At 35.8% G+C, this 25,651-nt stretch carries 37 protein-coding genes and 6 pseudogenes; 2 read left to right on the forward strand and 41 right to left on the reverse strand.

The window, feature by feature from the left end:
* Nucleotides 1-745: 745 nt before the first annotated feature.
* From GNE05_RS10800 to GNE05_RS10810, 3 genes are all read right to left on the reverse strand, one after another.
* Complete coding sequence (locus tag GNE05_RS10800; RefSeq protein WP_160182755.1) at nt 746-1,045, reverse strand: hypothetical protein; 300 nt, start codon at nt 1,043-1,045, stop codon at nt 746-748.
* Complete coding sequence (locus GNE05_RS10805; protein WP_045207799.1) at nt 1,038-1,346, reverse strand: hypothetical protein; 309 nt, start codon at nt 1,344-1,346, stop codon at nt 1,038-1,040. The genes GNE05_RS10800 and GNE05_RS10805 overlap by 8 nt, the downstream gene beginning before the upstream one ends.
* 271 nt (nt 1,347-1,617) lie before the next feature.
* A complete protein-coding gene (locus tag GNE05_RS10810; protein WP_160182756.1) occupies nt 1,618-1,899 on the reverse strand; it encodes a hypothetical protein in 282 nt (93 codons plus the stop codon).
* A 112-nt stretch (nt 1,900-2,011) separates the two neighbouring features.
* Here GNE05_RS10810 and GNE05_RS10815 point away from each other — a divergent pair, with 112 nt between their 5' ends.
* Complete coding sequence (locus tag GNE05_RS10815; RefSeq protein WP_160182757.1) at nt 2,012-2,455, forward strand: hypothetical protein; 444 nt, start codon at nt 2,012-2,014, stop codon at nt 2,453-2,455.
* A gap of 71 nt (nt 2,456-2,526) precedes the next feature.
* Here GNE05_RS10815 and GNE05_RS10820 read toward each other — a convergent pair whose 3' ends face one another.
* From GNE05_RS10820 to GNE05_RS10960, 30 genes and pseudogenes are all read right to left on the reverse strand, one after another.
* On the reverse strand, nt 2,527-2,961 hold the full coding sequence (locus tag GNE05_RS10820) for a dUTP diphosphatase (protein WP_160182758.1): 435 nt from the start codon (nt 2,959-2,961) through the stop codon (nt 2,527-2,529).
* On the reverse strand, nt 2,958-3,185 hold the full coding sequence (locus GNE05_RS10825; protein ID WP_104678978.1) for a hypothetical protein: 228 nt from the start codon (nt 3,183-3,185) through the stop codon (nt 2,958-2,960). The genes GNE05_RS10820 and GNE05_RS10825 overlap by 4 nt, the downstream gene beginning before the upstream one ends.
* Before the next feature lie 26 nt (nt 3,186-3,211).
* Complete coding sequence (locus tag GNE05_RS10830; protein WP_104678977.1) at nt 3,212-3,451, reverse strand: thioredoxin family protein; 240 nt, start codon at nt 3,449-3,451, stop codon at nt 3,212-3,214.
* A pseudogene (locus GNE05_RS10835) lies at nt 3,448-3,855 on the reverse strand (ribonucleotide-diphosphate reductase subunit beta); the annotation flags it as partial. The pseudogene GNE05_RS10835 and the gene GNE05_RS10830, both read right to left, overlap by 4 nt.
* A 176-nt stretch (nt 3,856-4,031) precedes the next feature.
* Complete coding sequence (locus GNE05_RS10840) at nt 4,032-4,553, reverse strand: HNH endonuclease signature motif containing protein (protein ID WP_160182759.1); 522 nt, start codon at nt 4,551-4,553, stop codon at nt 4,032-4,034.
* Between the two features lie 107 nt (nt 4,554-4,660).
* A pseudogene (locus GNE05_RS10845) lies at nt 4,661-5,248 on the reverse strand (ribonucleotide-diphosphate reductase subunit beta); the annotation flags it as partial.
* Nucleotides 5,241-5,453 carry a hypothetical protein gene (locus GNE05_RS10850; protein ID WP_160182760.1) on the reverse strand — a complete coding sequence of 71 codons (213 nt, stop codon included), beginning with the start codon at nt 5,451-5,453 and terminating at the stop codon, nt 5,241-5,243. The pseudogene GNE05_RS10845 and the gene GNE05_RS10850, both read right to left, overlap by 8 nt.
* 1 nt (nt 5,454) lies before the next feature.
* The gene (locus tag GNE05_RS20995) at nt 5,455-5,631 is read right to left on the reverse strand and encodes a hypothetical protein (RefSeq protein WP_201741779.1); all 177 of its coding nucleotides are present in this window, start codon (nt 5,629-5,631) and stop codon (nt 5,455-5,457) included.
* A gap of 21 nt (nt 5,632-5,652) precedes the next feature.
* Nucleotides 5,653-6,609, reverse strand: a pseudogene (locus tag GNE05_RS10855) (ribonucleotide-diphosphate reductase subunit alpha); the annotation flags it as partial.
* A gap of 280 nt (nt 6,610-6,889) precedes the next feature.
* Nucleotides 6,890-7,312 (reverse strand): annotated as a pseudogene (locus GNE05_RS10860) (ribonucleotide-diphosphate reductase subunit alpha); the annotation flags it as partial.
* Nucleotides 7,313-7,565: 253 nt separating this feature from the next.
* A pseudogene (locus tag GNE05_RS10865) lies at nt 7,566-8,285 on the reverse strand (ribonucleotide reductase N-terminal alpha domain-containing protein); the annotation flags it as partial.
* Nucleotides 8,248-8,643: a class Ib ribonucleoside-diphosphate reductase assembly flavoprotein NrdI gene (gene nrdI, locus GNE05_RS10870; RefSeq protein ID WP_160182761.1), complete on the reverse strand. Its 396-nt coding sequence runs from the start codon at nt 8,641-8,643 to the stop codon at nt 8,248-8,250. The pseudogene GNE05_RS10865 and the gene nrdI, both read right to left, overlap by 38 nt.
* Nucleotides 8,640-8,996 carry a hypothetical protein gene (locus tag GNE05_RS10875; RefSeq protein ID WP_160182762.1) on the reverse strand — a complete coding sequence of 119 codons (357 nt, stop codon included), beginning with the start codon at nt 8,994-8,996 and terminating at the stop codon, nt 8,640-8,642. The genes nrdI and GNE05_RS10875 overlap by 4 nt, the downstream gene beginning before the upstream one ends.
* Nucleotides 8,997-9,014: 18 nt before the next feature.
* Nucleotides 9,015-9,164: a hypothetical protein gene (locus GNE05_RS10880; RefSeq protein ID WP_160182763.1), complete on the reverse strand. Its 150-nt coding sequence runs from the start codon at nt 9,162-9,164 to the stop codon at nt 9,015-9,017.
* Nucleotides 9,165-9,180: 16 nt separating this feature from the next.
* Nucleotides 9,181-9,471: a hypothetical protein gene (locus GNE05_RS10885; protein ID WP_160182764.1), complete on the reverse strand. Its 291-nt coding sequence runs from the start codon at nt 9,469-9,471 to the stop codon at nt 9,181-9,183.
* Nucleotides 9,472-9,706: 235 nt separating this feature from the next.
* Nucleotides 9,707-9,838 (reverse strand): annotated as a pseudogene (locus GNE05_RS21275) (hypothetical protein); the annotation flags it as partial.
* A 12-nt stretch (nt 9,839-9,850) separates the two neighbouring features.
* Nucleotides 9,851-10,159 (reverse strand): DUF1653 domain-containing protein, encoded by a 309-nt coding sequence (locus GNE05_RS10895; protein ID WP_236654833.1) that lies wholly within the window; start codon nt 10,157-10,159, stop codon nt 9,851-9,853.
* Nucleotides 10,113-10,331: a hypothetical protein gene (locus GNE05_RS10900; RefSeq protein WP_126835037.1), complete on the reverse strand. Its 219-nt coding sequence runs from the start codon at nt 10,329-10,331 to the stop codon at nt 10,113-10,115. The genes GNE05_RS10895 and GNE05_RS10900 overlap by 47 nt, the downstream gene beginning before the upstream one ends.
* A gap of 98 nt (nt 10,332-10,429) precedes the next feature.
* Nucleotides 10,430-10,792 carry a hypothetical protein gene (locus tag GNE05_RS10905; RefSeq protein ID WP_122504006.1) on the reverse strand — a complete coding sequence of 121 codons (363 nt, stop codon included), beginning with the start codon at nt 10,790-10,792 and terminating at the stop codon, nt 10,430-10,432.
* A 52-nt stretch (nt 10,793-10,844) separates the two neighbouring features.
* Nucleotides 10,845-11,042 carry a hypothetical protein gene (locus tag GNE05_RS10910; RefSeq protein ID WP_029974358.1) on the reverse strand — a complete coding sequence of 66 codons (198 nt, stop codon included), beginning with the start codon at nt 11,040-11,042 and terminating at the stop codon, nt 10,845-10,847.
* Nucleotides 11,035-11,475 carry a hypothetical protein gene (locus GNE05_RS10915; protein WP_029974360.1) on the reverse strand — a complete coding sequence of 147 codons (441 nt, stop codon included), beginning with the start codon at nt 11,473-11,475 and terminating at the stop codon, nt 11,035-11,037. The genes GNE05_RS10910 and GNE05_RS10915 overlap by 8 nt, the downstream gene beginning before the upstream one ends.
* Nucleotides 11,476-11,844 (reverse strand): hypothetical protein, encoded by a 369-nt coding sequence (locus GNE05_RS10920; RefSeq protein ID WP_265339042.1) that lies wholly within the window; start codon nt 11,842-11,844, stop codon nt 11,476-11,478.
* A gap of 60 nt (nt 11,845-11,904) precedes the next feature.
* Nucleotides 11,905-12,357, reverse strand: coding sequence for a hypothetical protein (locus tag GNE05_RS10925; RefSeq protein WP_160182767.1), 453 nt, complete (start codon nt 12,355-12,357; stop codon nt 11,905-11,907).
* 17 nt (nt 12,358-12,374) lie between these two features.
* Nucleotides 12,375-12,554, reverse strand: coding sequence for a hypothetical protein (locus GNE05_RS10930; protein WP_062623414.1), 180 nt, complete (start codon nt 12,552-12,554; stop codon nt 12,375-12,377).
* 43 nt (nt 12,555-12,597) lie between these two features.
* On the reverse strand, nt 12,598-12,753 hold the full coding sequence (locus tag GNE05_RS10935; protein WP_160182768.1) for a hypothetical protein: 156 nt from the start codon (nt 12,751-12,753) through the stop codon (nt 12,598-12,600).
* Nucleotides 12,754-13,543: 790 nt separating this feature from the next.
* A complete protein-coding gene (locus GNE05_RS10940) occupies nt 13,544-14,302 on the reverse strand; it encodes a hypothetical protein (RefSeq protein WP_160182769.1) in 759 nt (252 codons plus the stop codon).
* Between the two features lie 187 nt (nt 14,303-14,489).
* Nucleotides 14,490-14,687, reverse strand: a complete 198-nt coding sequence (locus tag GNE05_RS10945; protein WP_113766148.1) for a hypothetical protein — start codon at nt 14,685-14,687, stop codon at nt 14,490-14,492.
* Nucleotides 14,688-14,699: 12 nt separating this feature from the next.
* Nucleotides 14,700-14,927, reverse strand: coding sequence for a hypothetical protein (locus tag GNE05_RS10950; RefSeq protein ID WP_160182770.1), 228 nt, complete (start codon nt 14,925-14,927; stop codon nt 14,700-14,702).
* A 37-nt stretch (nt 14,928-14,964) separates the two neighbouring features.
* Complete coding sequence (locus GNE05_RS10955) at nt 14,965-15,180, reverse strand: hypothetical protein (protein ID WP_095353282.1); 216 nt, start codon at nt 15,178-15,180, stop codon at nt 14,965-14,967.
* Between the two features lie 53 nt (nt 15,181-15,233).
* Nucleotides 15,234-16,151, reverse strand: a complete 918-nt coding sequence (locus GNE05_RS10960; protein ID WP_160182771.1) for a DNA cytosine methyltransferase — start codon at nt 16,149-16,151, stop codon at nt 15,234-15,236.
* Nucleotides 16,152-16,290: 139 nt separating this feature from the next.
* On the opposite strand from GNE05_RS10960, the gene GNE05_RS10965 reads away from it, so the two are divergent.
* Nucleotides 16,291-16,638: a BLB8/JUQZ-1 family protein gene (locus tag GNE05_RS10965; RefSeq protein WP_160182772.1), complete on the forward strand. Its 348-nt coding sequence runs from the start codon at nt 16,291-16,293 to the stop codon at nt 16,636-16,638.
* A gap of 62 nt (nt 16,639-16,700) precedes the next feature.
* Here the strand turns inward: GNE05_RS10965 and GNE05_RS10970 are convergent, their stop codons facing one another.
* From GNE05_RS10970 to GNE05_RS11000, 8 genes are read right to left on the reverse strand one after another with little or no spacing between them, the layout of a single operon-like run.
* Nucleotides 16,701-17,219 carry a 5' nucleotidase, NT5C type gene (locus tag GNE05_RS10970; protein WP_160182773.1) on the reverse strand — a complete coding sequence of 173 codons (519 nt, stop codon included), beginning with the start codon at nt 17,217-17,219 and terminating at the stop codon, nt 16,701-16,703.
* A gap of 8 nt (nt 17,220-17,227) precedes the next feature.
* Nucleotides 17,228-17,725, reverse strand: coding sequence for an AAA family ATPase (locus GNE05_RS10975; RefSeq protein ID WP_160182774.1), 498 nt, complete (start codon nt 17,723-17,725; stop codon nt 17,228-17,230).
* Nucleotides 17,722-17,880 (reverse strand): hypothetical protein, encoded by a 159-nt coding sequence (locus tag GNE05_RS21000; protein WP_095353281.1) that lies wholly within the window; start codon nt 17,878-17,880, stop codon nt 17,722-17,724. Before GNE05_RS21000 ends, GNE05_RS10975 begins: the two co-directional genes overlap by 4 nt.
* A gap of 4 nt (nt 17,881-17,884) precedes the next feature.
* The gene (locus GNE05_RS10980) at nt 17,885-18,088 is read right to left on the reverse strand and encodes a YorP family protein (protein ID WP_021493509.1); all 204 of its coding nucleotides are present in this window, start codon (nt 18,086-18,088) and stop codon (nt 17,885-17,887) included.
* An 11-nt stretch (nt 18,089-18,099) separates the two neighbouring features.
* Nucleotides 18,100-18,807: a 3D domain-containing protein gene (locus GNE05_RS10985; protein WP_160182775.1), complete on the reverse strand. Its 708-nt coding sequence runs from the start codon at nt 18,805-18,807 to the stop codon at nt 18,100-18,102.
* Nucleotides 18,808-18,833: 26 nt separating this feature from the next.
* On the reverse strand, nt 18,834-22,763 hold the full coding sequence (locus GNE05_RS10990) for a DNA polymerase III subunit alpha (protein ID WP_160182776.1): 3,930 nt from the start codon (nt 22,761-22,763) through the stop codon (nt 18,834-18,836).
* A 12-nt stretch (nt 22,764-22,775) separates the two neighbouring features.
* Nucleotides 22,776-24,503, reverse strand: a complete 1,728-nt coding sequence (recJ, locus tag GNE05_RS10995; protein ID WP_160182777.1) for a single-stranded-DNA-specific exonuclease RecJ — start codon at nt 24,501-24,503, stop codon at nt 22,776-22,778.
* On the reverse strand, nt 24,503-25,639 hold the full coding sequence (locus GNE05_RS11000) for a hypothetical protein (protein ID WP_160182778.1): 1,137 nt from the start codon (nt 25,637-25,639) through the stop codon (nt 24,503-24,505). Before GNE05_RS11000 ends, recJ begins: the two co-directional genes overlap by 1 nt.
* Nucleotides 25,640-25,651: the final 12 nt, after the last annotated feature.

Genomic DNA, 25,651 nt, shown 5'->3' on the forward strand with positions numbered 1-25,651 from the left:
ATAATAAAGTTAACCACGAAGACAATATTACCGCAAACAAACAACATGTACACGAACTTGTTTTGCTTATTGTTTGAGTCACCTTCCATAACATCAAGAATTTTAAACATTGTTAAACCGGTATAAATTAAAGCAAAGGCTGTCCAAGCTAACATTAGCAAGTTACCGTGCGTAATCAATCCAATAGTAGCCAAGGGGATAATGAACGAAATCCCCTTGAACAATGTCATGACATACACTAAGTTCTTATTTTTCTTCAGATCTTTATACGGTGTGTTAGAAAGCATATGCGTAACTTTAGCGTATACGTTCTGTTCTCCTCGAATAATCAATCTAATTTCATTAATGTTTAATGCAAATAAGTATGCTGCAAGTAATAACGTAAAGTATGTAATTACAATACATCTCCTTATTTTATTTTTTAGAGCAGAGGAATTAAATCCAACTGCTCTGTTTAAGTTTATCGATAGATTGGGCCGTAGCAGTTTCTATGACACCATTCAGCATTACCATGAGTTTGGTACATACATTGTTGAAAACATCGTTCAGCACTATTCAAGTAAGCAATGTATGGTGAAAATTGTGGCAAGTAATTCAAAGTATACAGCGACGGTGTGTACCATATTGGATATTGTCTAAACACATTAAGACCTCCAGTTGTTCAAAGTATTCAATGTATTGTATTTAAGCTCACACCCAATCGATACTTGTCACTGTTTATATAGGCATGTTTAAAATTCAAACATCAATCAAAAAGCTCGCCGGCTCTCTTCATGTCTTTGATTTCTTCACTTACACTTTCTTTGATTGCATGAGGTAACTGGTCAATTCCCCGTTGAATTCTTTTCTGACCTGTATTTCTTATTTGTAATGTTAGTTCTTTAAAGACCTCCATTGCTTCGTCGGATATAAAATAAAATTGCTCCTGAATCTTAGCTAATAAGCTTATATATTCTTCTTCATCTTCATTGAATAATTGGAGGCCTTGTTTAAAATTTTCTATTTCTTTTAGATGGGCTTGTATTTTCTCTATATGTTTATCCATTTTTCTTCACATACTCTTTGACAACATCGACAATTTCATGAGTATTGTGGAATACAGTTTGCCCTAATGAAGTGGCATGAGAATAAAGAGGGTGATTATCAATATTTTTAATTTCTTCTTGTAAACAATCAAGAAGGATTCTTTCTGTTTTCACTGACACTTGTTCTAACAGCCAACTGTTCCCATTGTCCATAGAAAGCTGAATTCTTATTTCTGGCGGCAAGTTCTTAAATGCATTAATAAAGTCGTCAACCTTATATTGATCAGTCGGATTTAGCCTTGTTTTAATTGAAATTTTCATTTTCAAATCTCCTTTTTGTTTTAATTTGATTCTAATAAACTCAAAAAATTAACTGCTGCAACTCTATACCTTTGGTCTTCTTCATAAGCTACAACTTGTTTCATATGCTCCAAAAACACATCTTCAAGCCCATGTTTTTGAATAAATCCTAAACACAGACCATTCCTGAAGAGCATGTCGTATATTTTGCTTGCAAATCTTTATAATTGTTATTGTTTATCGTCTTTTTCCTCCTTATTGTTTAGATAAAAGTCTTCTTTTATAGAGATGTTCATTTATTTATGACTACAAAAACCTCTTTAATATGCGATTTACCTTTGTCATACCAGTCCCATCCTTGACACCATAGATTCTTTTTTTTGTTATAAACTAATTCACCATTATTGTTGATATACACCCACTCATTAATTGCAAAGGCTCGATCCTCTTTAGTAACAAGAACAATGGGGACTCCTCTTGTCCATTGCTTTCCTCCGTGGTGAACATTTGATGTGTTAGGGTCTTCGTATTTAACCATTTCTTCTAATTTGTTTATTTTAAGAAGTTTAACCATATTCTAATCTCCTTTCTTTTTTAAATAAAATCCAAGGGTTAGCATTACCTCAAAGTGTCAATCATTTGGTATAATTTAATTATTATAAAATTCATACAAAGGTGGTTAATAGATGAAAGTTACTAGACACAATACTGAAAATACCATTGAAGGCTATATCTACGAAGCTGGTTTCGATCAAAAAAGTCAATTTAAATACGTCTATGAAATCGAAAAGAAAATTCTTCATATTTACGACGATGCTTCCTATCATGGCACTAGCGCTGAAAACTCAGTTAGTGAAATTGTGGTCGAAATCGATAAGATCACTAAAGGAGATTCAAAAGGGTTTAAAGGAATTGCTCAAAATTTCATCTCCCTTTTCTCTAAAAGCGAACCCGTTAAAATTATTTTTTATACAGAAGCTGGGCCGTCTGGCTTTTCGGGTACAAGTAAATTCGGGGAACCTCTAAGTATTATTGGATACGACTTTCAAAACAGAGAATACACAGGATATACCAAAGACGAGCTTTTTCACGAATTTGTAGATATCAATTCAATTGTAGAAACCCACTAATTTGAATACTTGGCTGTGTTATTCTACGACATGGTATATCTAGTCATCGTATACACAGCCAAGTATGTTACTTACTTAGTTCCAGTTGATCCGTGACCACCTCGGTCATCGTTGCCAAGATGATCCACCTCAATCAATTCAACTTCAGGCATCTTCTTCATAATTCTGAACTGACAGATACGATCCCCTTTTTTAATTTCTGTATCCCGTAATGCATAAGCCGGAAAGAACCAGAAATCATTGTCTCCCTTGTAGGACTCATCGATAACACCCATTGAGTTTGTTTCAATAATGCCGAAGTTTTTAAATGTGCTTGAACGTGGAACAACATGAGCCTCATATCCTTCTGGTAGCTCCATCGCTACTCCTAATGGAATGAGTTTGAATTCATGCTTTTTGATTGTGATATCTTCAGCTGCTCGAAGATCAATCCAATCCCCTTGCTCAATTTTGCTAATTCTCGTTTGAGTTTCGTCTAGATATTTGATTTTAATTTGAAATGTCATTCTGACTCCTCTTTGGAAATAGTATCTTTTACTTCTTGAACTGTATTTGAAATTTTCGTCAATCCTTCGGTAATTTGATTTCTTAAATTCTGATCAGTTTTAACATCATTATTTTCATTCAAGAAATCAACAATTTCGTTTACTTTGTCATAGATTTGTTCCATTGTTGTTTTTGCTCCGCCTTCATCTCTGGAAAATTTAATATTAAGTTTTTCAATAGTCATTTATTTCCTCTCCTTTTAAATAGTTTTTATAATTTGGAAATTAAATCTTCTAATTCTTCAGGTTTAAAACCAGTACTGCGTTTTACTTCACCTCCCTTGCTATCAATAAGAATTGTAACTGGAACTCCCATCACTCCATATTCTGCTGCTACTTCAGGGTTTTCTATTACATTAATAATATTATACTCTACACCCATATCTTTCAAATAGTTAGATACCATTCTACAGGGGTTGCAATCCGGTTGCTCAAGTTTGATTAGTTTCATTGAGTATCTCCTTTGTTATCGAAAATGAAATCAGAATCCTTTAATGGTTCAACAGTTGCTTTTTTGTATCCATTTCCTTTAGTTGAAAAGAAGTCATGGGATTTGGTTTTAGTGCTTAATCCATTAATAACAATTGGGTTAACATCCTCTTCCTCAAACCAATGTTCAAACCCAAGGTTGTTTAAAGCTTTATTTGCGTTGTATCTGATGAATTTCTTTACATCTGGAGCTAGACCAACCTGATCATAGACATCTTCTGTATACTCCAGTTCATTTTCATAAAGATCCTGGAGCAAGCTTAAAGCCCATGTATACATTTCTTTTTGCTTCTTAGGCGTTTGTTTCTTGTATATCTCTTGAGCTAACAATCCGATATAAACGCCGTGAATCGCTTCGTCTCTAATACCCTTAGTTCAACCGAGTTCGCTACTCTCAGCTCGTTGCCCTGATGCAACCGCCTTACGTTACCGTAAGGAGCAGACTATATCATCATCCCTGTAGGATGCCTCCCGTTTCGATTTAAGGGGTTCTCACCCACGCCAATAGCTTGCGCCCTACTCGTTTTGCGGAATTTCGCCGCCTATGCGATAGTCGTTGAACGTTCTATGCGATCCCATAAAGTCTTCCATCTTCTTTTATGTCGAATCAGACTAACGTAACGAGGATGAAGGCTGTATTTTTCACCTGCTTCAACATTATTCATTCCAGCAAGCAAATCATAGATTAAATTTGTTGCCTCTGAGTCTGTGAGCTTTGACATTGAATTACTTTCTCCAGGTTGTCCTGACATTAATCCAATTTTCATTGCATGTAGAGTATTTTCTTTAGGTGTAACTATCTCTAAGTTCCGAACGTGATTGTTTAGTTTATTTCCATCTATGTGGTTTACAAACATTCCTTTTGGTATTTCATTAATAAAATATTTTGCGACTAACCTATGTACTAAAAAGTTCTGTGTTCCTTTTTTCGGATGCGTGTATCCTATCATTTCATAACCATGTGGAGTAATAAATGTCTTTCTTGGTTTCTTTAATTTTTTTGATATGATAACTCCCGTTTCCGTTATCCACCAAGGCGCTTCTTCGACTTCTTTCCTTATCATTTTCACCTCCTTTGGGTTCGCATAGCTTCGCTGCTGATTGTCCTAAAAAGGATTTTCCAGCAATTAGAGAGGTTCACATTTGCCGTTGCCGACAAAAGGGACTATTAAATAATCAGGTTAATGATCTCCCCGCTCTGCATAAGTTTCCCTTGTCCATAAAAGTAAAGTGGATAATAAAACCCTGAGTAGAAAAGGAAACTTTCCAGAAACACAGACGCAACCATTGCTTTGAATAAGGAAATATCTTCGTTTTTCTGAACTGCTTTATAAATTGAAACAATTGTTTTTGCTTTCTTTTGAAGAAATTTATTGTTTTTAACCCATTCAAACACTTCGTTGATCTGCTCGGTTGGAGCTAATGTAAGAAAGATGTTGCTGTAAGACTTTGCATGAACAGCATTTTCCATCATGGCCATGAAATTTAAAACTGCCTTTCTTTGATGTCCATCTACATGTTCAGCAATTATAGGCATGCCAGTGTTACCTTGTTCTGTGTCCAACAACGTCAACCCAGCTAACACTTTCATATAAGTATCCTGCTCGTTTTTCCCGAGGTACTTCCATGTGAGGATATCGCCGTTTAAAGCAATCTCTTCCGGAAGCCAAAACTGCTTTACGTTTTGGTTGTAAAACATTTGGGTGAAATCATCTTCATGCTTTGACCAGTTTGCTGCGTCATAAATTCTATCAGTCATTTACGCTGTGCTCCTGATCTTTACGCTCTAAAATATCCGCATCTGCTCCATCCTCCACAAGCCATTGAAGTAGCGTAGAAATGTCTCCTGAATTTTTCACTTGCTCCCATGCAACGCCCTCATAGCCGAAAGCTGCCTCACATACCTCAACTGCATGGTCAAATCCACGTATAACAAGGTTTAGTAACAAAATTTTATCAGTCATCTTAGTTGTCCTCCTCTTCAACAAATACTTCTTCATCCGATACAGCTTTGAACACCCACTCATGCGGAAAATCCGTCTGACTGAACAACCAATGATCGATTTCATGCGTTACACATGATCCATGAATTAACTCATCCTCGTTATAAATCACGTAACCTTCGATTTTAACCTTTCGCATATATCTTCGCCTCCTCTTCGTTTAAACAACACAACTTAAGCATGAATCCTGTCCAGTGTCTTTTGTTCGCGCATAGTACAACGTTTTAATCCCCTTATGATGCGCGTATAAGTCAATCCGGTTTAGATCGCGCGTCGTCATCGTATCCTTTAAGAAAAGTGTAAATGAAATCCCTTGATCGACGTGCTGCTGTATAGTTGCAATAAGATCAACTACCTTAAACATGTCCATATCATAAGCTTCCTTATAGAAGAACCAATTTTGAGCCGATAAACCTGGCATTGGATAATATGTCTTACTGTTTCCGTATGTACGTTCCTCAATTCTCTCCATAATAGGCATTACACCGGCCGTAGATGATTGAACATATGAGATGCTTCCAGTAGGTGCAACAGCTTGCCTGTATGAATGATACAAGCCATATTTCATAACATTCTCTTTAAGCTTCATCCAATCTTCAATGTTAGGAATATGTTGATCTCCAAACAGGTTTTTAACCTTTTCATATTTAGGGCTATAATCATTTGTCACGTACTTATCAAAATACTCACCTTTTTTGTAGGTTGATCCATCAAACTTGTAGTACGTCTCCCCTGTTTCTCTTGCAATTTCCATTGAACGTTGCAGGGAGTAGAAATTAACCATCATAAAGTATGTATTAGCAAAGTCCTTAGCTTCTTCACTTTCATAAGAAATTTTATTTTGAGCTAGAAAACCGTGCAGGTTCATCTGCCCTAGACCAATTGATCGCATTTGTGTATTTGCTCTCGCAACAGCTGGGGCATTTACAATGTTTGTTTTCCTTGTGACAGTTGTCAGTGAGTCAATTGCTATTCTGACCGTTGAAGCAATTGATTGGTTACTCATTACATTTACAATGTTCATGGATCCAAGATTACATGAGATATCTAATCCAATTTCATCTTCCTGATCGTAATCTGTATAAACTGACACTTGTGATGCTTGGAGTACTTCTGACTTTAATATTCAACGAAAGGCGCAACACTCTCGTCCGTTCTTTTATGAACTGCTTACGATCACTCGTAAGAATAGACTATATCATCGACCTATAAGGCCGCCCGCCGTTTCCATCGCCATATGCTTGCGATGTACTCTACTCCCTTACGCGTATGCGTGGTTTCGATAGTCGTTCGGCATTTCCGCAAGGTGCGGTTTAGCACGGTATTGTCTATTGAATAGAGTTTCACCGTTTAGACGGGTTTGCTACGATCATTACTGACCGAAGGTGCTACAGTTAACACAAATTAGAAAACTTCACTTTTGAAATATGTTCATTTGGATGCACTTTATTTACATTGTCAGCAAACATAATATAAGGATAGCCAGATTCACTTCTCAGAATGGCCAATTGCTCCAACAGCTTCCGAGCATTCCCCTTTGCTTTTCTAACCCTTGGATTTTCAACAAGCTCATCATACATTTTATTGATGTCCATCTCATCAAGATACTGTCCATATTCTTTGTAAACTGAATGAGGATAGAACATGTAAAAGTCCTTATCTTCTCTTGCCAATTCAATGAATTTATCAGGAACCACTACACCAATGGATAGTGTTTTAACTCGGACATCCTCATCTGCTGAAATTTTTTTGGTATCAAGGACGTCTATAATATCGGGATGGAATACACTTAGATAAGCTGCTCCTGATCCTTGTCTTTGCAGACCATTCAGACGTGTTCGCTAAGCACGCCCCGCCATATGGCTGCTTCATGTTACCATGAAGGTTAGACTATATCTTCACCCTAAGAGGGTGCCTCCTGTTTCGACTGCCAATAGCTTGCAGCCTACGCCTTTCGGCTAGTCGTTGCACGTTCAAGACTTTAGTCTAGCTTCGCTCATGATTGTCCTTGTAGGAGTTCCCATGAATTAAAGAGGTTTTCGATCGCCATTACTGACGAAAGGGGCCAAATCAACCCATCTGATCTGCATATCTAAAAGCATTATCCAATAGCTTCATAACACCTACGACACCTTTAGTTGCATTCTCTACGTCTTTTATCGCTTCACCTTTGGCTCTTAATTTGTTTAGATTAAGCGCTACGCCACCACCCACTTTAGACAGCTGCATGGAAATATCGATCGCCCGTGAAATATCATTCAAACTGTCTCCCACTTCAAGTAGGAAGCAGCTCACCATTTCACCTCTACGCTTACGTCCGGCATTTAGAAAAGTAGGTGTTGCCGGCTGATATTCTTGTTTCATCATGACGTGTACTTCCTCAACAGCCTTTTCATAATCACCATCTGCACAATACAAAGCTACAATTGAGACGCGATCTTCATATCTTTCCAGAATCTTTGTTTTGTCGTTTGTCTTCAATGCATAGTCATTGTAGAACTTAAAGGCACTCATGAAAGATGGGAATCTGAATTTGTAACTGTAAGCAATTTTATAAATTGATTTAATCTGTTCAAATGTGTATTTACTTAAGAATTCTTCTTCGTAATAATCGTTTTTAATCAGGTAATCCAGTTTTTCTTTTAAGTCATGGAAAAAGACTGTGTTTTGATTAATGTAATCAACAAAGTAACTGTGTACTGCCTCCTTATCCTTCTCAAATTGAAACTTCCCGTCTTTCTGAATCATGATCTCATTATTGAGCTTGATCCACTTTGGTATTGTGTTTGTCAATAAGTTGTACCTCCCGATTAATCTTCTGCAAGTCTTGTTTTGTTCCACTTAGTTCAAACTTTAATAACAATGGTACATGGAACATTGCTGAAAGCTTGTCCCCAGCTAAACCATAGTTATCACCCCAAACCTTGTTACCACTCACAACAACTCCTTTTATTTTATTTTTATTCTTAATAATAAAATGCCAAGTCCTTTCAGGTACTTCCCCAAAGCCTATCGTATATGTAATATGTATGAATTCTTCTTCAACAATTAAGTCATCTGTTATTTCAATGACATCGAAGTTTAACTCCCTTTGTAATGCTTGAGCAAACCTTTTCACATTACCTGTCTTGCTTTCATATGTAATAATCAATATTCTTTATATTCCCCGTTAACTAAGCTATTCGTGGTTGTTTCTGCTTCATTTTCAGCATAATGGAATGCTTCAGACATTTCTAAATTGATCTCAGCCATCTCAGCATAGCCTTTGGCCATCTTAGCTCTAAGAGGGGATAAGTCCTCCATCTCCAAATCAACTGGTACATATTTATGCTTTTGACTCTGCGGGATAACCATTTGGTTGCCATCTAAGTCAGTTGCAATAAGCTCTCCCTTAAAAACCATAAACGACTCACCATTTTGCAAATGTATTTTCGTATTATCTTTCGCATCATCTAAATTCACCAAGTCACTACGCTTCACGTATAACTGTTTAGTAGCTCCCATTCCACAACTCCCTTTTCTCTATTTTTTGTTTTTACCTTTTTCGTGCCTTACGTCCAACTCATCCATATCATTGAGAATTTGGTCAATAACAAAATCACTGAACTTACCGAATGCCTTATATCCAATTAACTTGCTTCTCAAATCTCTCCACTTTCTTGTTGCACTCATATAACTTCTCCTTCCTTTAATTATTTTTATAAGTCGCCAAATATTTTTCAATCGCCTCTTGTCCTCTTCTATTAAAGGCATTGAATCCAAAAATGACTTTTTTCCCGGAAAGTTCGTTATAGTTGTAATGACAGCCTTTGTTTTCATTCCACTCTATTAATCCAGTTTGAGATAACGAATAGCCCGATCTCACTTTTAAAAGGAGTGGTTCACCCAAGAGTTGCACTATACCCAGGTCAACTAAATCTAAAATTCTTTTACTTGGTAAGGATGTCCTCAATACTTCTACTAATTGTTTTTTATTCATGCCTTCTCTCCATTCTTTAAAACTGTGATTTTATTTAAACTAAAACCAAAACATTGTTTTTGATGTACTTGTCTATATCTGATTTTGCATAAGTAAGAGTACTGTCGGTTGTAGAGTCTGTTATTTCGAATTGTTCAGTATTATGATTCATTCTTGCTGTGTATACAGTATTGCTGACTACAGCAATAGCTTCTTCTGATAGCTTAAATTTAAATTCGTTTAAATCAGTTACTTCCTCAATTTCTCTTACCTCATGCGGTACTCCGCTTTCTTCTTGAGCAAACACAGCATCATTATGCGCCTCAATAGCGTCATCATAAGTGTTGACAAGTGTTCCCATGCAATAAAGTCCATATTTTTTATTCATTTTCATCAACTCCTAATCTATTTTTGTAAATCTCTTAATCTCTTTACCATCAATAATCACTTTTCCAAAGAACATTTCTTTAGGTCTTGCCCAAAGAACTCCGTCATGGTCTTCATATATAACCAGCTTTTCTTCTGTTTCAGTGTGAATAGCCTCTCCAATAACCTTATACAGACCGCCTTTATAATGTCTAAACCGGCAACCGACTACATCGTATGTATCCTTTAAAGCATTCAACAACTTCTGTGCATCTTGAGCACTTTTTGAACTGCTGTCATATTTGTTGAGATGTAAAACCGCTTCCTGCATTTTCAAATTCATTTTGTTCATCCTTCCCGGTTCCTCGAAGTGCATTAATTCTATTCACCATTTTTCTAAGCTCTTCAAGCTTCACTTTTGCATTTTCATATTCCCACTCTGGATAATACAAAGTTTCCAGCTCCAAAATTCTTCTCTTGAGTAGATTGAGAACTTCTGATAATGCCTTATCCATTCCAATTTCCTCAGCAGTTGTGTTTGAATTTATCAGAGCTTCTCGAATACGTTGAGACTGCCTTTGACTTATACTAATGTCTAATCAACTCCTTAAAATCATCCTTTTATGGAGAACGAATGAATGCCAGCTACGCCCTCAATGCTCCGAAATGGACTGAGTACATTAAATTCTATTTCCACCGCCAAACCTCTGTCTGAGTTCGTTTGGATTTTTTCGATTTTCACGTTAACCTCCTTTGTTTCATCCTCTAAGCTTGTCATTTTCATTTTATAAGAACCCTTTAATACCCCGCCTAGTTCAAGCCATTTATACACCAATGAATCAATACCAAACCTTAATGTGATTTTATCTTCGTTTTCAGTTGCCTCTACATTTCTGTAATGAAGAACCATTTTTGTTTCATTTGGCAAATGTTTATTTAGTGTTTCTTCATATAAAGCAATTTCTTTTAAGATCATATCTGACTCTCATTTTGCAAAATCGGTTTAAAATAAAACTTTTAATTAAATTTCAATCAACTGCTTCATATCTAACCTTTGGATAGGTTGTTTTCATATAAACTTTTTTCATGCACAATGGGCATTGAAACGGATACTTCGGCGGGTTTGATGTGAGCATCATATTTGAAAATACAAGCTCTGGAGCTTCATCACATTCATCACAATGTAACGTCTCTCTAAAAACATTAACTTTCTGAGATTTAATCATTTTCAGATGCCTCCTTTTTTTCATTACGACAATATATTTGCCACCACTTTATTTTTAAATCTCCATTTTCCAAAGCCCTTAAATTATTGTGAAGGTTGTCGGGATGAATTCCAAAAACCATTTTTCCTTTAATGAAGACAGCCGCCCCTTCATTTTTATAAAAATCATAAGACAGCTCTCCGCTGTAGTCCTCCTCTTCTAATACCGTAAAATCATTAGATAAAGCATTATAGTATGCAATTCGATTTTTCTCTGAACTTCTTACAAAATCAACGACTGTTGAAATTTGTTTTTGAGTTTCTCCCTCATACTTATTGCTGTGTTTGTAATGACATAATAAATTTTCAAATTTATAAAGCTCAGCTTTTCCAATCGTTTTGACTAACTCCTTTAATGCAGTCCCAACCTTATAATTAAGTTTGATATTATTCATTCAAAATTCCCCTTTGTCATTCTTTAATTTAGAAAACCAAAACCTCTTCCACCAGAAAGTTTTACGTTTTTCTTCCTCTTTAAAGCGTTCATAGTTTTCTTTAACTTGCTGATTCCATTTCTCTATTTTTTCTTGTGTTTGAATCGCTTTTTCAAGGCTCTCTTTATCTTCAATTGTTTTAATTACCTTGTCAGTCTGATATGTCCATTCATTTTTTGTATTGCGCTGCCTGTCTGTTACGACTACGTATTCGTTAAACCCTGGGATATACACTTTCCCTTCGATTTCAATTGGGTCTAAGTCAATGATCCCTTCAAAAAATGGCTGGTATTCACATTGCTGCTCAATTGGGACAAGGGCATCACACAAACCTAATGTCCAACTTTTCTTAATTACCTTCCCTTCAAATGTTGCTTTATGGCGTACCACTTATTCACCTCCTTGTAAAAGATGTTTCTTTACAAATTGAAGGAGTGTATCAACGTCTTTCGTAGTTGCCTTGTCATTGATCAAGAAGAAATCTGCCATAACATATTTTGAATAGTCGCCACTGCCATGATATTCATCTGTCACAATTACTTTTAATTGAATATTTTCGGTTATAGGAATCAAATAAACATCTGTTCCATCTGTAATTGGAAAGTCTAAAGGGTACATATCAATTTTGTTTTCTGCTATGTATTCGTTAATTGAATATAGGATTTCTTCCCCTTCATTTTCATCATAGCTACCAGTATAACCGGGGAGTTGTTTTCTAAAATAATCACTTAATTCATTGTTTAAATCGGTTCGCTTTCTTTCAATTCGACCTGTCATACCAACCATTAAGCCTTGTTCTTCCGCTTCTCGGACAATAACCCAGTCTGCTTTTTTGAGCTTCATTTTAGTTGCCTCCCTTCTCACATTTCATTAAATGCTGCTATTGCCACCAATAGTTGCTTAGCCTCTACTTCTGCCATTTGATCTCCAATTTGCACCTTTACCCATGTATCTGGATAATCGACACTCTTAGTTGCTAGGAGTTTCAAAGTTTTTCTGTTTACTCCCCTTAATGTGAATTCGGATGTAATGTCTCTCATGGTTTTCTCCTTTTCTTTATAAAAATCGAATTTCATTTAAAATTTATTCAAATGGCTCAAAATCGCTTACAGGAACCCATTTCCAACCCCCATAATGTTTTTTATAAATCAAAAATTCTTCTTGGTTTTTATCGTTTCTTCTCGTTCCATACACCTCAAAAATGTCCTCTTCGTGAGTAATATGCTTAATCATAGCCATTAATTTTTTCTCTCCTTTGGTTCTAATTTGTCGTATACTGCGGTTGCCCGGGAAATTATGAATATTGCCTTCTGACTATTTCCCTTCACATTGTTCATATCACTGTAAGAATAACTCCAAGAATGAGTGAACACCCTCCAATTAAGAAAACCGTAAAATAGAATGGTCTGCCTTCTTTAAAGTTCTTATTCTCAACCAAGCATGCCATTCCATTACCTAAGAATATTGAGCCGAATAAGATCAGACCCAGTACTAAATATGAAATTTCATTCACCTCGATTCTCGATAAAAGGAATATTTTATTTTTACTCTTAAAGTAGTTGCAAGTATTCCAATGTCTTTTCTAATTTCATGTCTTTACAGTTTTCAATACATTCTGTCTTGATTGCTTCCCCACATTCTTTGTGTACCGGATATTCCTTATAATCTTTGTGGTCAGCTATTCTTATGTAATAAACGATCTCGCCAATGTGATCCTTGCATTTAACACACTCCAATGCATCACCTCGCTTCCTATATTTCTAATATACTCGCATCTCATCAATTAATCAATAACTATTTTATTTTTATTCTAAATATTTTTTAAAAAGTAGGAGAGTTTCCTCCCCTACAGTACAATAAGGCTGCTGCTAATGGTTTTGAGTTCGTTTATGAAATACACGAACAATTATTGCCGCTATGAAGAATAAGGCAAACAATCCAAAAGCCATTGATCCATCCTTTAAAATTATCCCAAAGATCAACAATGCGCAACCAGACAAAATAAATAGTATTTTACTCAAGATATTGATCATTTACACTTCTCCATACAATCAAAGAATGCATTTACACCAATAATACCAGCAGAATTTACACAAGCATAACAAGCAGTCCCCGCTGTTGCTGGAACACCAGCTGTACATGCAGCTCCACATAAAATAGCTAAACCAGTAATTGCCCATTGGCTAATATTTTTATCACCTAAGCAATCTGATACGCACCCAGTCCAACTCTTCTGAGCACTCATCATGTTAGATGAGCTTCCTTTGTCTTCTGAAGTTTGTTTTGTTTCAAAGACCCCAGACTTGTCCTCATCCTTAACACCATTAACCCAATAAGTCATTTCGTTTTGAGTACTGCTGATTTTCTTCATGTCAACTTCATAGTATTCTTCAATATTCATATCGCTATCAAACGAAACATTAAATGAGCTAACTCTGTCTACTTTTTCAGTGTCCACGTATAAATAAGAAACTGAATAAGTTACTGTACCATCATCATACTTAATAGCTCTAACTGATGCATTATCAAATACCTTTTCGTTTGATTTATGATACTTAATGTCTCCATCTTCAATTGCTTTTTCTGCCTTGGATAGAAGTTTTTCCTTAGTCTTTTTACTCACATCAATAGTGTGATCTACAATAAATTCTGCCTCTGATTTTACTTTATCCTTGTCGACATTATCTGTTGAGATTGTGCTCTTTGCATCACTGTTCGGAGGAAATGTTGAAAAGGCCAGGACAAATACGGCAACTAGTGCTAAGATCGTTCGATAAAAATTGTTCATTAAAATATCCCCTTTGTAAAAATATAATTCTCATCTGGCACCAATACTCATCAAACAAACAATCTCATAAATCACCTTCTTTCAATAATAAATGCTACCAATCATATAAATAATTGTTAAGAAATACTGATGATTTTGAATATTAAGTAACACAGAAGTCCTTATATCAAGGGGATATTGCTCACCTTTATAAACAACTTATGTAATTTTGTAATTCCTTAGATTTAGTAAAAATCTCACCGAATTTTTTGTCTATAGTTTTCCATTGTCTTTCAGATGTTGACGGCAACTCATTTTCAAGATAAATGAACAACTCATCAACTCTGCTACTAAGTTGATCTATATTTTGCACAAGTGTTTCTTTTATTGGATCAGATATGCGCACGGACGTCCTCCCTTATGAAAAGATAATTACCGCCTTGCTGTTGTTATTTTTTATGTATGGAGCATATTTTCGTTCAAGATAATTCCTTGACTTTCCTTCTCCCAGACTCACATTATAAATATCTCTTACTTTATGTACTTCACATGCTTGTTCTTTTGCCTGTTCAGGTGATAACGCCTCAATTATTAAAGACGTATTTTCGTCTTTGTGATCTTTACATCTAACATAGTACCTTTTCAATAAACATCCCTTTATCCTTTCTTTTAATCCTGTTATATTAATCCTCTTTTAGATAAGACTTAAAGAAATCTTCTAGGTTTGCAGCAATTGCACCGACAACTTCTGCATAATGTGTATGGCTCTTCTCTTCGGATCTTAAAAGTTCAACTGCAGACTTAGCAATCGCTTTTATTTTCTCCTCGTCTAATTTTCCGCTTCTTACTTCGTCTTTAATCTTTTCGGCTTTCTCTTTTAAGCTTTCTGGATAGTTCACCGCAGACTCCACCTCTTATATTTTATTTTTACTCTTTAAAAGACAAATTTTATTTAAATTGCCGCTTCTGTTTGCACTCCCTTTGACGTTGAAAAATCAGCGTAGCTTAAAATATGAGCTATTACATCAACTGTCCATCCGTCCCCAAGCATGTTGTATCTATGACTGTCTGCAACACCTTTTGTATAACCTTCAGGCACCGTTTGCAGTCTCTCGTATTCCAGAGGAGTAAGCTTTCTAACTCTATCATTATGTATAACTTTCTTTTGCTTATGACCACCTCTACATGCTGTTAAGGTTGGAGCTTTAAAATGAGGACTGTATACCCTTTGTAAAATATCATAGTTGTATAAATCGAGCCTTGCAGCTACTCGCTTATGCAACCCATAAAAATCATAATTAAGATTGTAATAATATTTTTCATCAACGTTTTCCTCAAGAATATCTGCTAAGACCTGGTGCCTTTCATTGGGTTGTTTAACGTTTGGAATGTTAGTCCAGTAATATCTTTTTCTTTCCTGTGCAGAAAGTAGTCCACTGTCTATCATTATTGGTTCAACGCCTAAGTTCTTAGTAATCGTTTCTTTATCCTTCTCTTTCATGCTCTCAACATTTTCATATAAAAAATACCTGGGCTTAACTGTTTTTAAGGCCCTCACATACTCAAAGAACAATTTTGATTTATCTCCTGCCAATCCTGTAAAATGCTCTTCTCGATCAGCTACAGTTATAGTGAGGTTCTGACATGGACTCCCGCCTAGCAAAAGATCAATTTTATTTAATCCTTTTAATTTTTGTTCATCTAATTCTAAAATATCACCTAGTTGAATTGTGAATGGATAGTTCCTTTGTGTTACTGCGATACTCGATTTTTCGATTTCACTCGCATAATATACATAATCAGTAATGCCAATTTTATTTAGGGCAATCTGTCCGCAGCTCATTCCGTCAAATAAACTTAGTACTTTCACTAAATCACTCCATATAATTTATTTTTATTCTAAATAAAATTGATCTTTTAATCGGTTTCACAAACACTTCACACATTTCAAATATTTTACATGTTAGACTAGGGTTGTACTTACAATCAAAACCTAGGAGGTAATCCTTATGAAAAAGTTTTACAAAGGATTGATTGTTTCTGCTCTATCGCTTACAACACTAGCTCTCCCTGCATTCACATCACAAGCTTCAGCCCTAACACCTGTCAAATCATTTGACCAAGTTAAGCAGCTAGGCGATCCGCTCGGTACAGTTGATTACCACATGCTTAGGAATTCTAACGTATCTCTATTAAAAGGTTACACCCGGTGGGAAATAGTTTCTGGAAGCAACCTTATTAGCATTAGTTCCAGTGGTGTCGTATCCTCTCATTCAACATTGGGCACAGCACTGGTTTATGCGTATGACATTAACGACAATTATGTGATTTATAAAATTACAGTAGAAGCACGTTAGTTTACTAAGGAGTGTTAATTCACTCCTTTTAACTTTATTTTCACTCTAAATATAATGATATTTCAAAGTAATTTCCGTTCAATCTCTTCCCAATTCATAACACGAATAAATCTATTGTCATTCCTGTTATGCGGTGCATCAAATAGTATCTTTATTCCATCAAATGATTCTAAGTTATGTATTCCGTCATCAATCATGATGTCTGCTTTAATTATGTTTTTATTGCCACAAAGCACAACGTTGCTATGCGGAATGAATGGAAAATTCTCTGTAAGCCATTCAAGCTTTGCTTTAAGGGATTCCGGATGGTTTGTTGCTGTAGTAACAACATATACTTCATATTTCTTCGTCAGCTCCTCAACTACCCTCTGACTTCCTTCTATAACATCCAGATTTCTGAACAATTCGTAATCCAAATGTCTATAAACATTGTTTTGGGTATTTGTATATTTGCTAATATTCCAACACAGTATATCTTCCTCTTTTAGAAAAGGATCATCATAGACGTTAATGTAGGCTACCCAATCACTTAGTAAATCAGCTAAAACTTGATCCATATCAATTGCAATTACCTTCTTCATAAATCACCCTATTCCACTAAAAAGATTATGTCTTCAGCAATTTCTTTACTAGACCGCTGCTCTGTATCCCATGAATATGTATGTAATTCCGCATTGCTCATAACTTCTCTGTATAGCTCTAATACCGGCTCAATATCACGATCATTTATGTATTCATCACCACGTTCAAGTAAACGCTGCTTAATAACTTTTGGATCAGCATGTAAGTAGATCACTTTTGCTTTATCTCTAACCTTCTCCTCGATTGCCCTTTGTTGCTCTTCTGTTAAGATTGAGTAATCCTTGAACTTCTTCGCATAAACTAAATTTGAATATATGTATCGGTCAATAATTACATTGTCCTCATCGGCAAGCTTGTTAAAGTGTTCAAACAGGTGCTCATTACCACTCTTAGCTAATTCAAAGCTGGATCCCTTTATTACCGGATATCCGAGTTCTTTACTTAGCTTTTCCGCTACTGTTGATTTGTAGCAGCAGTCAGTGCCCTCTAAAATAATCATCGTCATTTATCTTCCACCCTTCTCACATTGCTGAAGCCAATCACTCTATATGAGCCGTCTGGATACTCAACTTCTAATTGCTCATGTCCTTTATCAACTTGTGCAACAACACCAATTTCTTCTGTGAAACCAGCAATCACCTTCTCTCCCTTTTTAAACATACAATTAACCTCCTTTAGCTGGATTTAATTCATGCTCCTTGAAGAATGTAATATCACCTGTTTCATCACTAACTGCGTAATCATATGTGGCAGAGTGAAGCAACTCAATAATTTTCCCTTTCCGTCCAACATGATGAGGACAAGCGTTCTTTGCATTCTCATTTATGATGACTTTTAACCCTTCTGGATAAGACCAAAACTTCGGCAATTAACCGCCTCCTAACTAATAATCGAGATTGTCCCATTTTGCTTGCCAAAATTAATTGCGTCACGCTCGGTTGCTACAAGCAAGTCCACTTTATTTCCTACGATTGCGCCGCCAGTATCTATTGCAATTGCTTTGAACGTTTTCCCACCAATGCTCACTTCAACAATTGAATTCAGGGGAATGACACTTGGATCGGTTGCAATAACACGATACCCTTTGTAATAGATTGATTGAGTAACATCAACACCTGTTCTAGTTGTTCCTGTGCATCCTTCTTGGCAGTGGGCAATATAAGCACTCAGCTTAACCTGGATGGTTTCCTTTGCGGCCGGTGGCTTGTTTTCTTTTTCTTTAATATAAATTTTATTTTTACTCTTAAAAACTCTATGCTTTGCCTTTTCACCTCCTCTCATGTGCCTTTTCTTACTTTGCTTAGGTTTAATGAGTTTTGCTGACATAATCTTCTCAGTATGCCTTTTTAATTGTTGTTCTTTGTTCGTTTGAGCTTTTTTAAATAACCGCAAGACAATATTCTCACTTGATGGGATCCTAATCTGTCTAGGCTTCTTATAAAATGATTCTTTTATTAAGTCTTCATTTCCCTCTGTTTTATGTAAATGCTGTTCATAACTTATGTAAGAAAAAGTGGTTAAGGGAATTAAAATCATCATACCATAAACGGACTTGAAAATGTTCATTTTTATTTTATTTTTATTCATAAAATTTTTATTGATAATCCTGCCTCCTATGCCTCAGCTCTTTTGGTTGTTAGGCTGATATTCCCTTTCCTATCAACATGATCAATTCTACAGACCGTGTGGCTATAGATGCTGTTCTTATATACTTTAGGAATAAAGTTGTTGCCTCTTCTGAAACCAGTGAACATGAGCAAAGTTCCTCTGGTATACCAAGACTTCTCAACAACCTCTTTCTTGCCGCCGGCAACAGGTCGAGAAATCTGTTTATTATAATGTCCAAAGCTGCCAGCCCACTGTTTAACTGTAACCACTCCTGTAGGTGTAAGGAGTGTGATGGTGTGCTTGTTTTTATCCCTGTCTAATACGGTTCCTATAATTCGAGTCGTTTCATATTCATACAGAGTTTTTCCTCGCCATTGATATGGTTTCCCTTTGATCGGCTCTTCTGGCAACTCATAGAAATCAGCAATATCATACTTAGCAAAGTTAACACCAGCAAGTTCATGATCGTTATAATAATAACTCAATGAATCCATCTCCCATTTACCAAGAGATCCATCGGCATACTTAGACCACTCTTTCTTAAGCAAGCAATTGTTAAGTCCACTTAAGGCTTCTTCAGTCGATATCCAGTTTTTGATTTTGGACATTTTACTGTCATATTCTTTTTTAAACAATCTTTCTGATACAACAAGTTGACCATTAATCATATCAACGATTCCGCTTTCACTGAAATGTTGATTGTAAAAGTCGGAAGACATATCATCTAATAAGAAAAGCCTGTCTTTTGGAGATTTCATTGTCTTGTAAACCTTTTTGCTGATGTATTCTTTGAAACGGAAGAATCTAATTTCTAAAGCATATTCCTGGGGAACAATATTGTTTTCGATTAGCATTTTTAAATTCGATAAAGTCAGTTTGGTTTTAGGCTCAGATATCAAACTAATAAAAGATTTCATTATTTTTTGTCTATCACCAAAAGAATCAAAACAACCACCTTTTATTAGTTGGATCATCTGTCCTTTTTTAAGGATGCTACTTTTGAACATTCTTTCGATGAAGTCGTCAAAGTCACTGTATGGCCTATTTACAATTATTTGATGAACAACATCGTCACCAATTCCATTCATTCCTTTTAATCCAAATATAATAGAGTTACTTTCCGTATCTGCTTTAAAACCAAAATTTGCGCTATTGATATCAGGTAAATCAACTTTAATTCCTCTTTTTCTGATATTCCCTATAGCTGCAGCCACTTTCCCATAGTTTGTGGCGGCTGATTTTTTGGTGGACTGATCTTCTTCGCTCTCAATTCCACCACTGTTGACCGTTAAACAAGCTGTGCTCCAATACAATGGGTTGTACTTATAGTTAAGGTTCAATTCTTGAAGAGCAATAATAGAATATGCAAGAGTATGCAGGCTGCTGAACGAGTATCCGAATTGTCTTTTAAATTGTACTTCCCAGACATATTTTAAAAGGTTTTCAGATGTTCCCAAGCTTCGCCCTTTCTCAAAAAACATTGTCTTTATTGCATCAATCATTTTTTTGATTTTTTTGGCTATCCCTTTTCTTAGCTTATTAGATTCTTCAATGGTAAACCCAGCAATTTCTTTGTCCATGGATAGCATCATAACTGATTCCTGTGTATCTGCGATCCCGTATAGACCTTCTTCTGGTTTATATAGATGTTTTTTAAGTACATCCATTTCTTCTGAACTTAAATTGTAATTTCTCATTTCTTGATACCAGTGGTCGATGTCTTTTTTAAATCTTACATATGTATCTACAGGCTGTTCTTCCCCTTCTGACATCAGTCTCATTAAAGAATTTGTTACGGCTGTTTCCAATAAGTTTTTCGGCTTAACTTTAACAACGGATTGGTTGCCCACTTCTGTATCAAACTGAAACAAATCCATTATTTCTCCTTCGCCAGCCATTTCCCATATTCTCTTAGAGTTATACTCCAAAGTATCTGGATGCAAATACTTAGTATAAGTTCTTTTTAAAGTTCCTTGGGACTCTATTTGATTGTCTTCGATAAGCTGGTCTAAGGCTACTCGAATTTTATCTAATCCCTCAATAGTCAACAGATCATACTTAACTGAACCCATTGCTTCACTGTCGCCCATATTGAACTGTGTGATATATGCTCCTTTTGGTGTCCTCATCATTGCGTTTGATTTGGTGTATTCATCATTGAATATTAGGACGCCGGCTGCATGAGAAGATCGTTTGTTAGTTAAACCTTCAATTTTCAGACAGGTTTCTTTCAGATTGGGATATCCCTCGACCTCTCTAATAAATTCCTTGATAGGCTTTCTACCTAATTTTTCATTGCCAAAGAAGCAATCGGAGAGAGTCCAGTTTGCTCCCCTTTCAAATGGAATCATTCCACTTAAATATTGAGAGATATCATTATCAATTCCTAAGCCTCTGCAAGCAGTTTGAAGTGCGGATTTAGATTTCTCAGTTCCAAAAGTGCAAATCTGCAGTACTCTTTTTTCTCCAAACTTGTCCCTTAATGCTTTTAAGATTCTTGGACGCTTAGATCCTTCAGTATCAATATCGATATCCGGCAAATCTGGTCTCGATTTATGTATGTGACGCCAATGAGGAAGGTTGTACTGCATTGGGTTAATTTGCGTAATGTCTAACAAGTAATTTACTAAAAAACCTGCTGCGCTCCCCCTTGCTGCTCCAACTAAGCTGTCTCCTCCACACTCATCATCCCAAATTGTATTGATGATTTCCCGGACAGTAACATAATAAGATGACATGGCCTGTTTTAGCTTCTCACTAATTTCCCAAAGCTCACCCAATTCCAGATCAATCCGTTTTAAAATTGAGTGCAATTCTTTTTTAGACATATCCTTTTTCATTAGCTTTGCCTTAAAACCATCTTCAATTAGCTTTAACAAATACCTGTCCTGTTCTTCATCAGATTCCGCCATTAATTTTATATATTTATATTTCTCATATGCCGGCTTGAACAAATGGGATAATTCAAACTCAGGTAAAGCCATTTTTGGAATAATTGGTTCGTGCTCAATAGTATAATCTTCAATCATCTCTCCAATTAGCAATGTGTTTTCAATAGCCTCATTGATGAGCTCTTCGTCCATGTAGTCCATTCTCTCATGAATTTCATCAACGTTCTGAACAAAACATGCTTCATAAAAAGAATCGACTTCTCTCTCTCCATCCTTGGCGTTTAAAAAGGCTTGATGAATTGCCCTGTCTTCCGGTCTAAGAAAGTGTGCATCGGTTGTGACAATCACTTTTAATCCATAGCCGTTAGCTATATCAACAAGTTTCTTATTACAATAAATTTGCTCTTCACTTAAAGCTGGCTGAAGCTCAATAAAGAACTTATCTTTCCCAAAGACTTTAATACACCATGTTAAAAACTCATGAATTTTTAATTTGTGCTGCTTGATTGACTGAATGTCTCCGTTTTCTTCGCATTCTTTGATTCTGAGTAAATTGATATTCACCTCGGAGCCAAGACAAGCTGTTGTAGCAATAATATGACCTGGATCTTTGCTAAGCAGTCCTTCTACATTCTTTTTAACTGTTGGCACTCTTTCCATTGTTCCTGTGTAAAATGAATTTCCCCAGGCTTGTGAAGACAGTATTCTTAGCTGCTCATGTCCTATAGGGTCAATTGCTAACATTAAAAAGTGCGGAAACTTTGTCTGTCCTGACCTATAGTTATCGCGGACTTCTTCTAGTGAATCGACTAAATATACTTCATTCCCAAGTAAGAGTTTAAAATCTGCAGGCATATCCCCTTCCTTCTTCATTTCTCTGACAGTCTTAATTGCTTCCAAATGTGCTGAAAGAACCTCATGGTCAGTTATGGCCAATCCTTTATAATTCATCTGAACCGCTGTTTTAAGCAATTCTCCTACTGAATTTGTTGAATCGAGAAGCCTTATGTTACTTTTATCAGTGTGACAGTGGCATCCAATCAATTTTCATCCCCCTTAAAACACAAGCTCTTTTTTCTTTGTGCGAACCACCTCCAAGTCATAAATTTCAATTTGAGGTGTTTGTCTGCCCTTATATTCATTTACCCTTGCCTTACCAACAACATTAAGTATTAAAGTTCCATTTGATTGAGTAAGTTTCTCAAAGTATTCTGTATCGCTTTTAAAGCGTATGTATTCAATATCTCCATGTTTAAACTTGACTGTTGTCTTGTTCTTTTTCCCGATGTGTTCAATTTGATCAACATCAACTTCTAGTTCTGTTATTGCTACCAATGGTTCTTCGACCTTATAGCCCCAATAATCTTTACAGCTATACAGCTTAATTAAAAATTCCTTTCTAAGTTGATTAGCCGGTATCTCAAAGTCAACATTTTGAACTTCTTCACCTGTCTCTGCATCTTTAAATTTTTCATTTAGAACTTCATTAACCAAAATCAAGTTTTCACGCTTGATTGCAAATCCGGCTGCATTTGGATGGCCTTCAACAAATTCAAACAGCCCTGTATCTGTTAGCTCTTTTTTAAAGTCTTTGATGTAGCCAGTCTCATACCCTCGAATAGACCCGCTCAACACCCCTTCTTCTTCATCACTTTTTCTAGCCAGCAAAACTGGCTTTTTATATTCACCTGCAAGTACATTTGCTACTAGCCCAGTCAAGCTTTTATCCAAAATCCTCTCAGTGTAGACTATAAGCACTTTATTAGCTGCCAAATTCTTTTCTTCAATTCTGTTTTTAATTTCAACAGTAGCTGCATCAACAATGCGTTTCTGTTTAGCTTTAAGGTTCCCCAATACCCTAACTGTGTCATCGTGAATTGAGACCAGGTTGATTTCATCTTGTCCACGTTTTTTGTATGGAACTTTTTCTTTAGACAACAGAAACGATCTCAACAATTGATCTTTTTCTTCACCGCTACCGACCCTTATAGCTGCGTTAATTAATGGATTAATATAGAACTGTGTATTCTGTATGTTTTGGCAACCCTTAGTTGAAAACTCTTGCTTTTTAAACAGCTTCTTGATTAACGGGTGTCTAATGTTCTTCAAGCCTTCATTCATAAAGTACCTGGTCTCTAAATTTCTTGAATCAGCTGAATCGGCTATGTTACCAATAGAAACAAGATCCAAAAATTGTTCCGCTTTGGTTTTACCAAGCTTATAATCAATGGCCTGGCAAAGCTTATATGCCATACCAGCACCCGTTAATGTTTTGTTTGAATACTCATTTGAGAGTTGATTATTGACCACTATAGCGTGCTCAGATTCTTTTTCACACTCATGATGGTCAATAACAATTACTTCTACGCCATTCTTTTTTAGCTCCTCATGCTCATCAAATTGACTTGATCCAGCATCCGGAATTAAAACTAAGTCGACATCTTCAGGAATTGTATCAATGAAAATACCGTGCTCTTTACCTTCATGAATTCGGTATCGTATATCAGCTTTCGGATAAATTGCTTTTATGTAATTGATAATGATTGAACTGGATGTGTACCCATCTACGTCGCTATCCACTTGGACAAATATTTTATTTTTATTCTCTAAATGCTTTATTAAACAATCAACAGCTTTATCAATGTTATTTAGTTTTGAAAAATGAATTACTGCACTTTGATTCACATCAATAAAGCTCTTCGGATTTTCCATCCCTCTGTTTTTTAAGATTGTTAATAATGGGTTGAAATTATAATCATTGTTACCAATGAGCTTATAAGCCACTAAATTCCTCCTTCGTTCGTATTGATTTCAATTTTTCTTCTCATCAGCTCCTCTAAAATGTCTTTTCCTTTATCAGCTGGACTATCTTTACATTCCAACATATTTTCAAAATCCCATAAAACATACACACGAACATACGGCGTGAATTTTGCTGCAAGCTTCAAGATTTTTTTCTGATACTCTAGCAGTTTACGTTGATACATCTCCTCTGTCTCATGTTCTTTCGGTGGTCTATATTTATCTAGAGCAATAAAAACTTCTTCCACTCCAAGAGATAGTAAGATATCACGGTGAAAATTTGAAATGTTGTTTGAACAGACTGCACACGTGAAATTTGCTTCTCCATAAAAATCCTGGCATTTTAACACAGACTTTTCTGATTCAAAAATTAAAGCTTTTTTAAACCTTTCAATAGAATCTTTTGTTTTATGTAATCCATATAGATTCATCATGGTCTGATGATTATACAAGGTGTTTCCAACTTTTAAAGGCATATATTTATAACCGGCATCAACTTCCTCTTTAATAAGTGATCGTCTACGTATGCCAATCAATCTATTATTTAAATCCCGATGTGGGATGGTTATCCCTTCTGTGTGGGTTCTAAAATAATAGCCAATTTCAAAATCATTTAATGTTTGCATGCTTATTCCCTCTTCCAACCACATTTGATGAGGATAAGGCATAAACACATCTAAAACAGTCTCATTGAAACTGGGAAGCTCAATGTCTATTTTTTTCTTCTTATTGAACTTCCCTATCCATTCCCAGTCATCAATTAATTCATTGTTCGTGAATGTCTCTCTATTACCAAAGCCAAATGTTCTCCCAGCTATCCTTGCAACATACTCAATGGCTTGATTAAAAGATATATTGATCCCTTTTTGACTTTTTGCTCGTATAACAAGCTCAAAGACATCGAATGTGTCTCCACATTCTGTATAGCAATGAAATTGCTTTGCTTCGTGATAATAATACAGCTTGTAGCTTCCCCCAGAAGCGTTATGGCAAACGGTTTTGTATATTGGGTTTCCTTGTTGATCCCATTGATTATTTTCGCTACCCAGTTCTTTTAATATTTTATTTATATTTTCAAGCGTAAGACTTTCTTTTATTTTGTCCTTATCATATTTCAAAGGGTGCTACAC

Source organism: Bacillus sp. AM1(2019), assembly GCF_009906915.1.
In the GTDB taxonomy this organism is placed as follows: Bacteria; Bacillota; Bacilli; order Bacillales; family Bacillaceae; genus Bacillus; species Bacillus velezensis.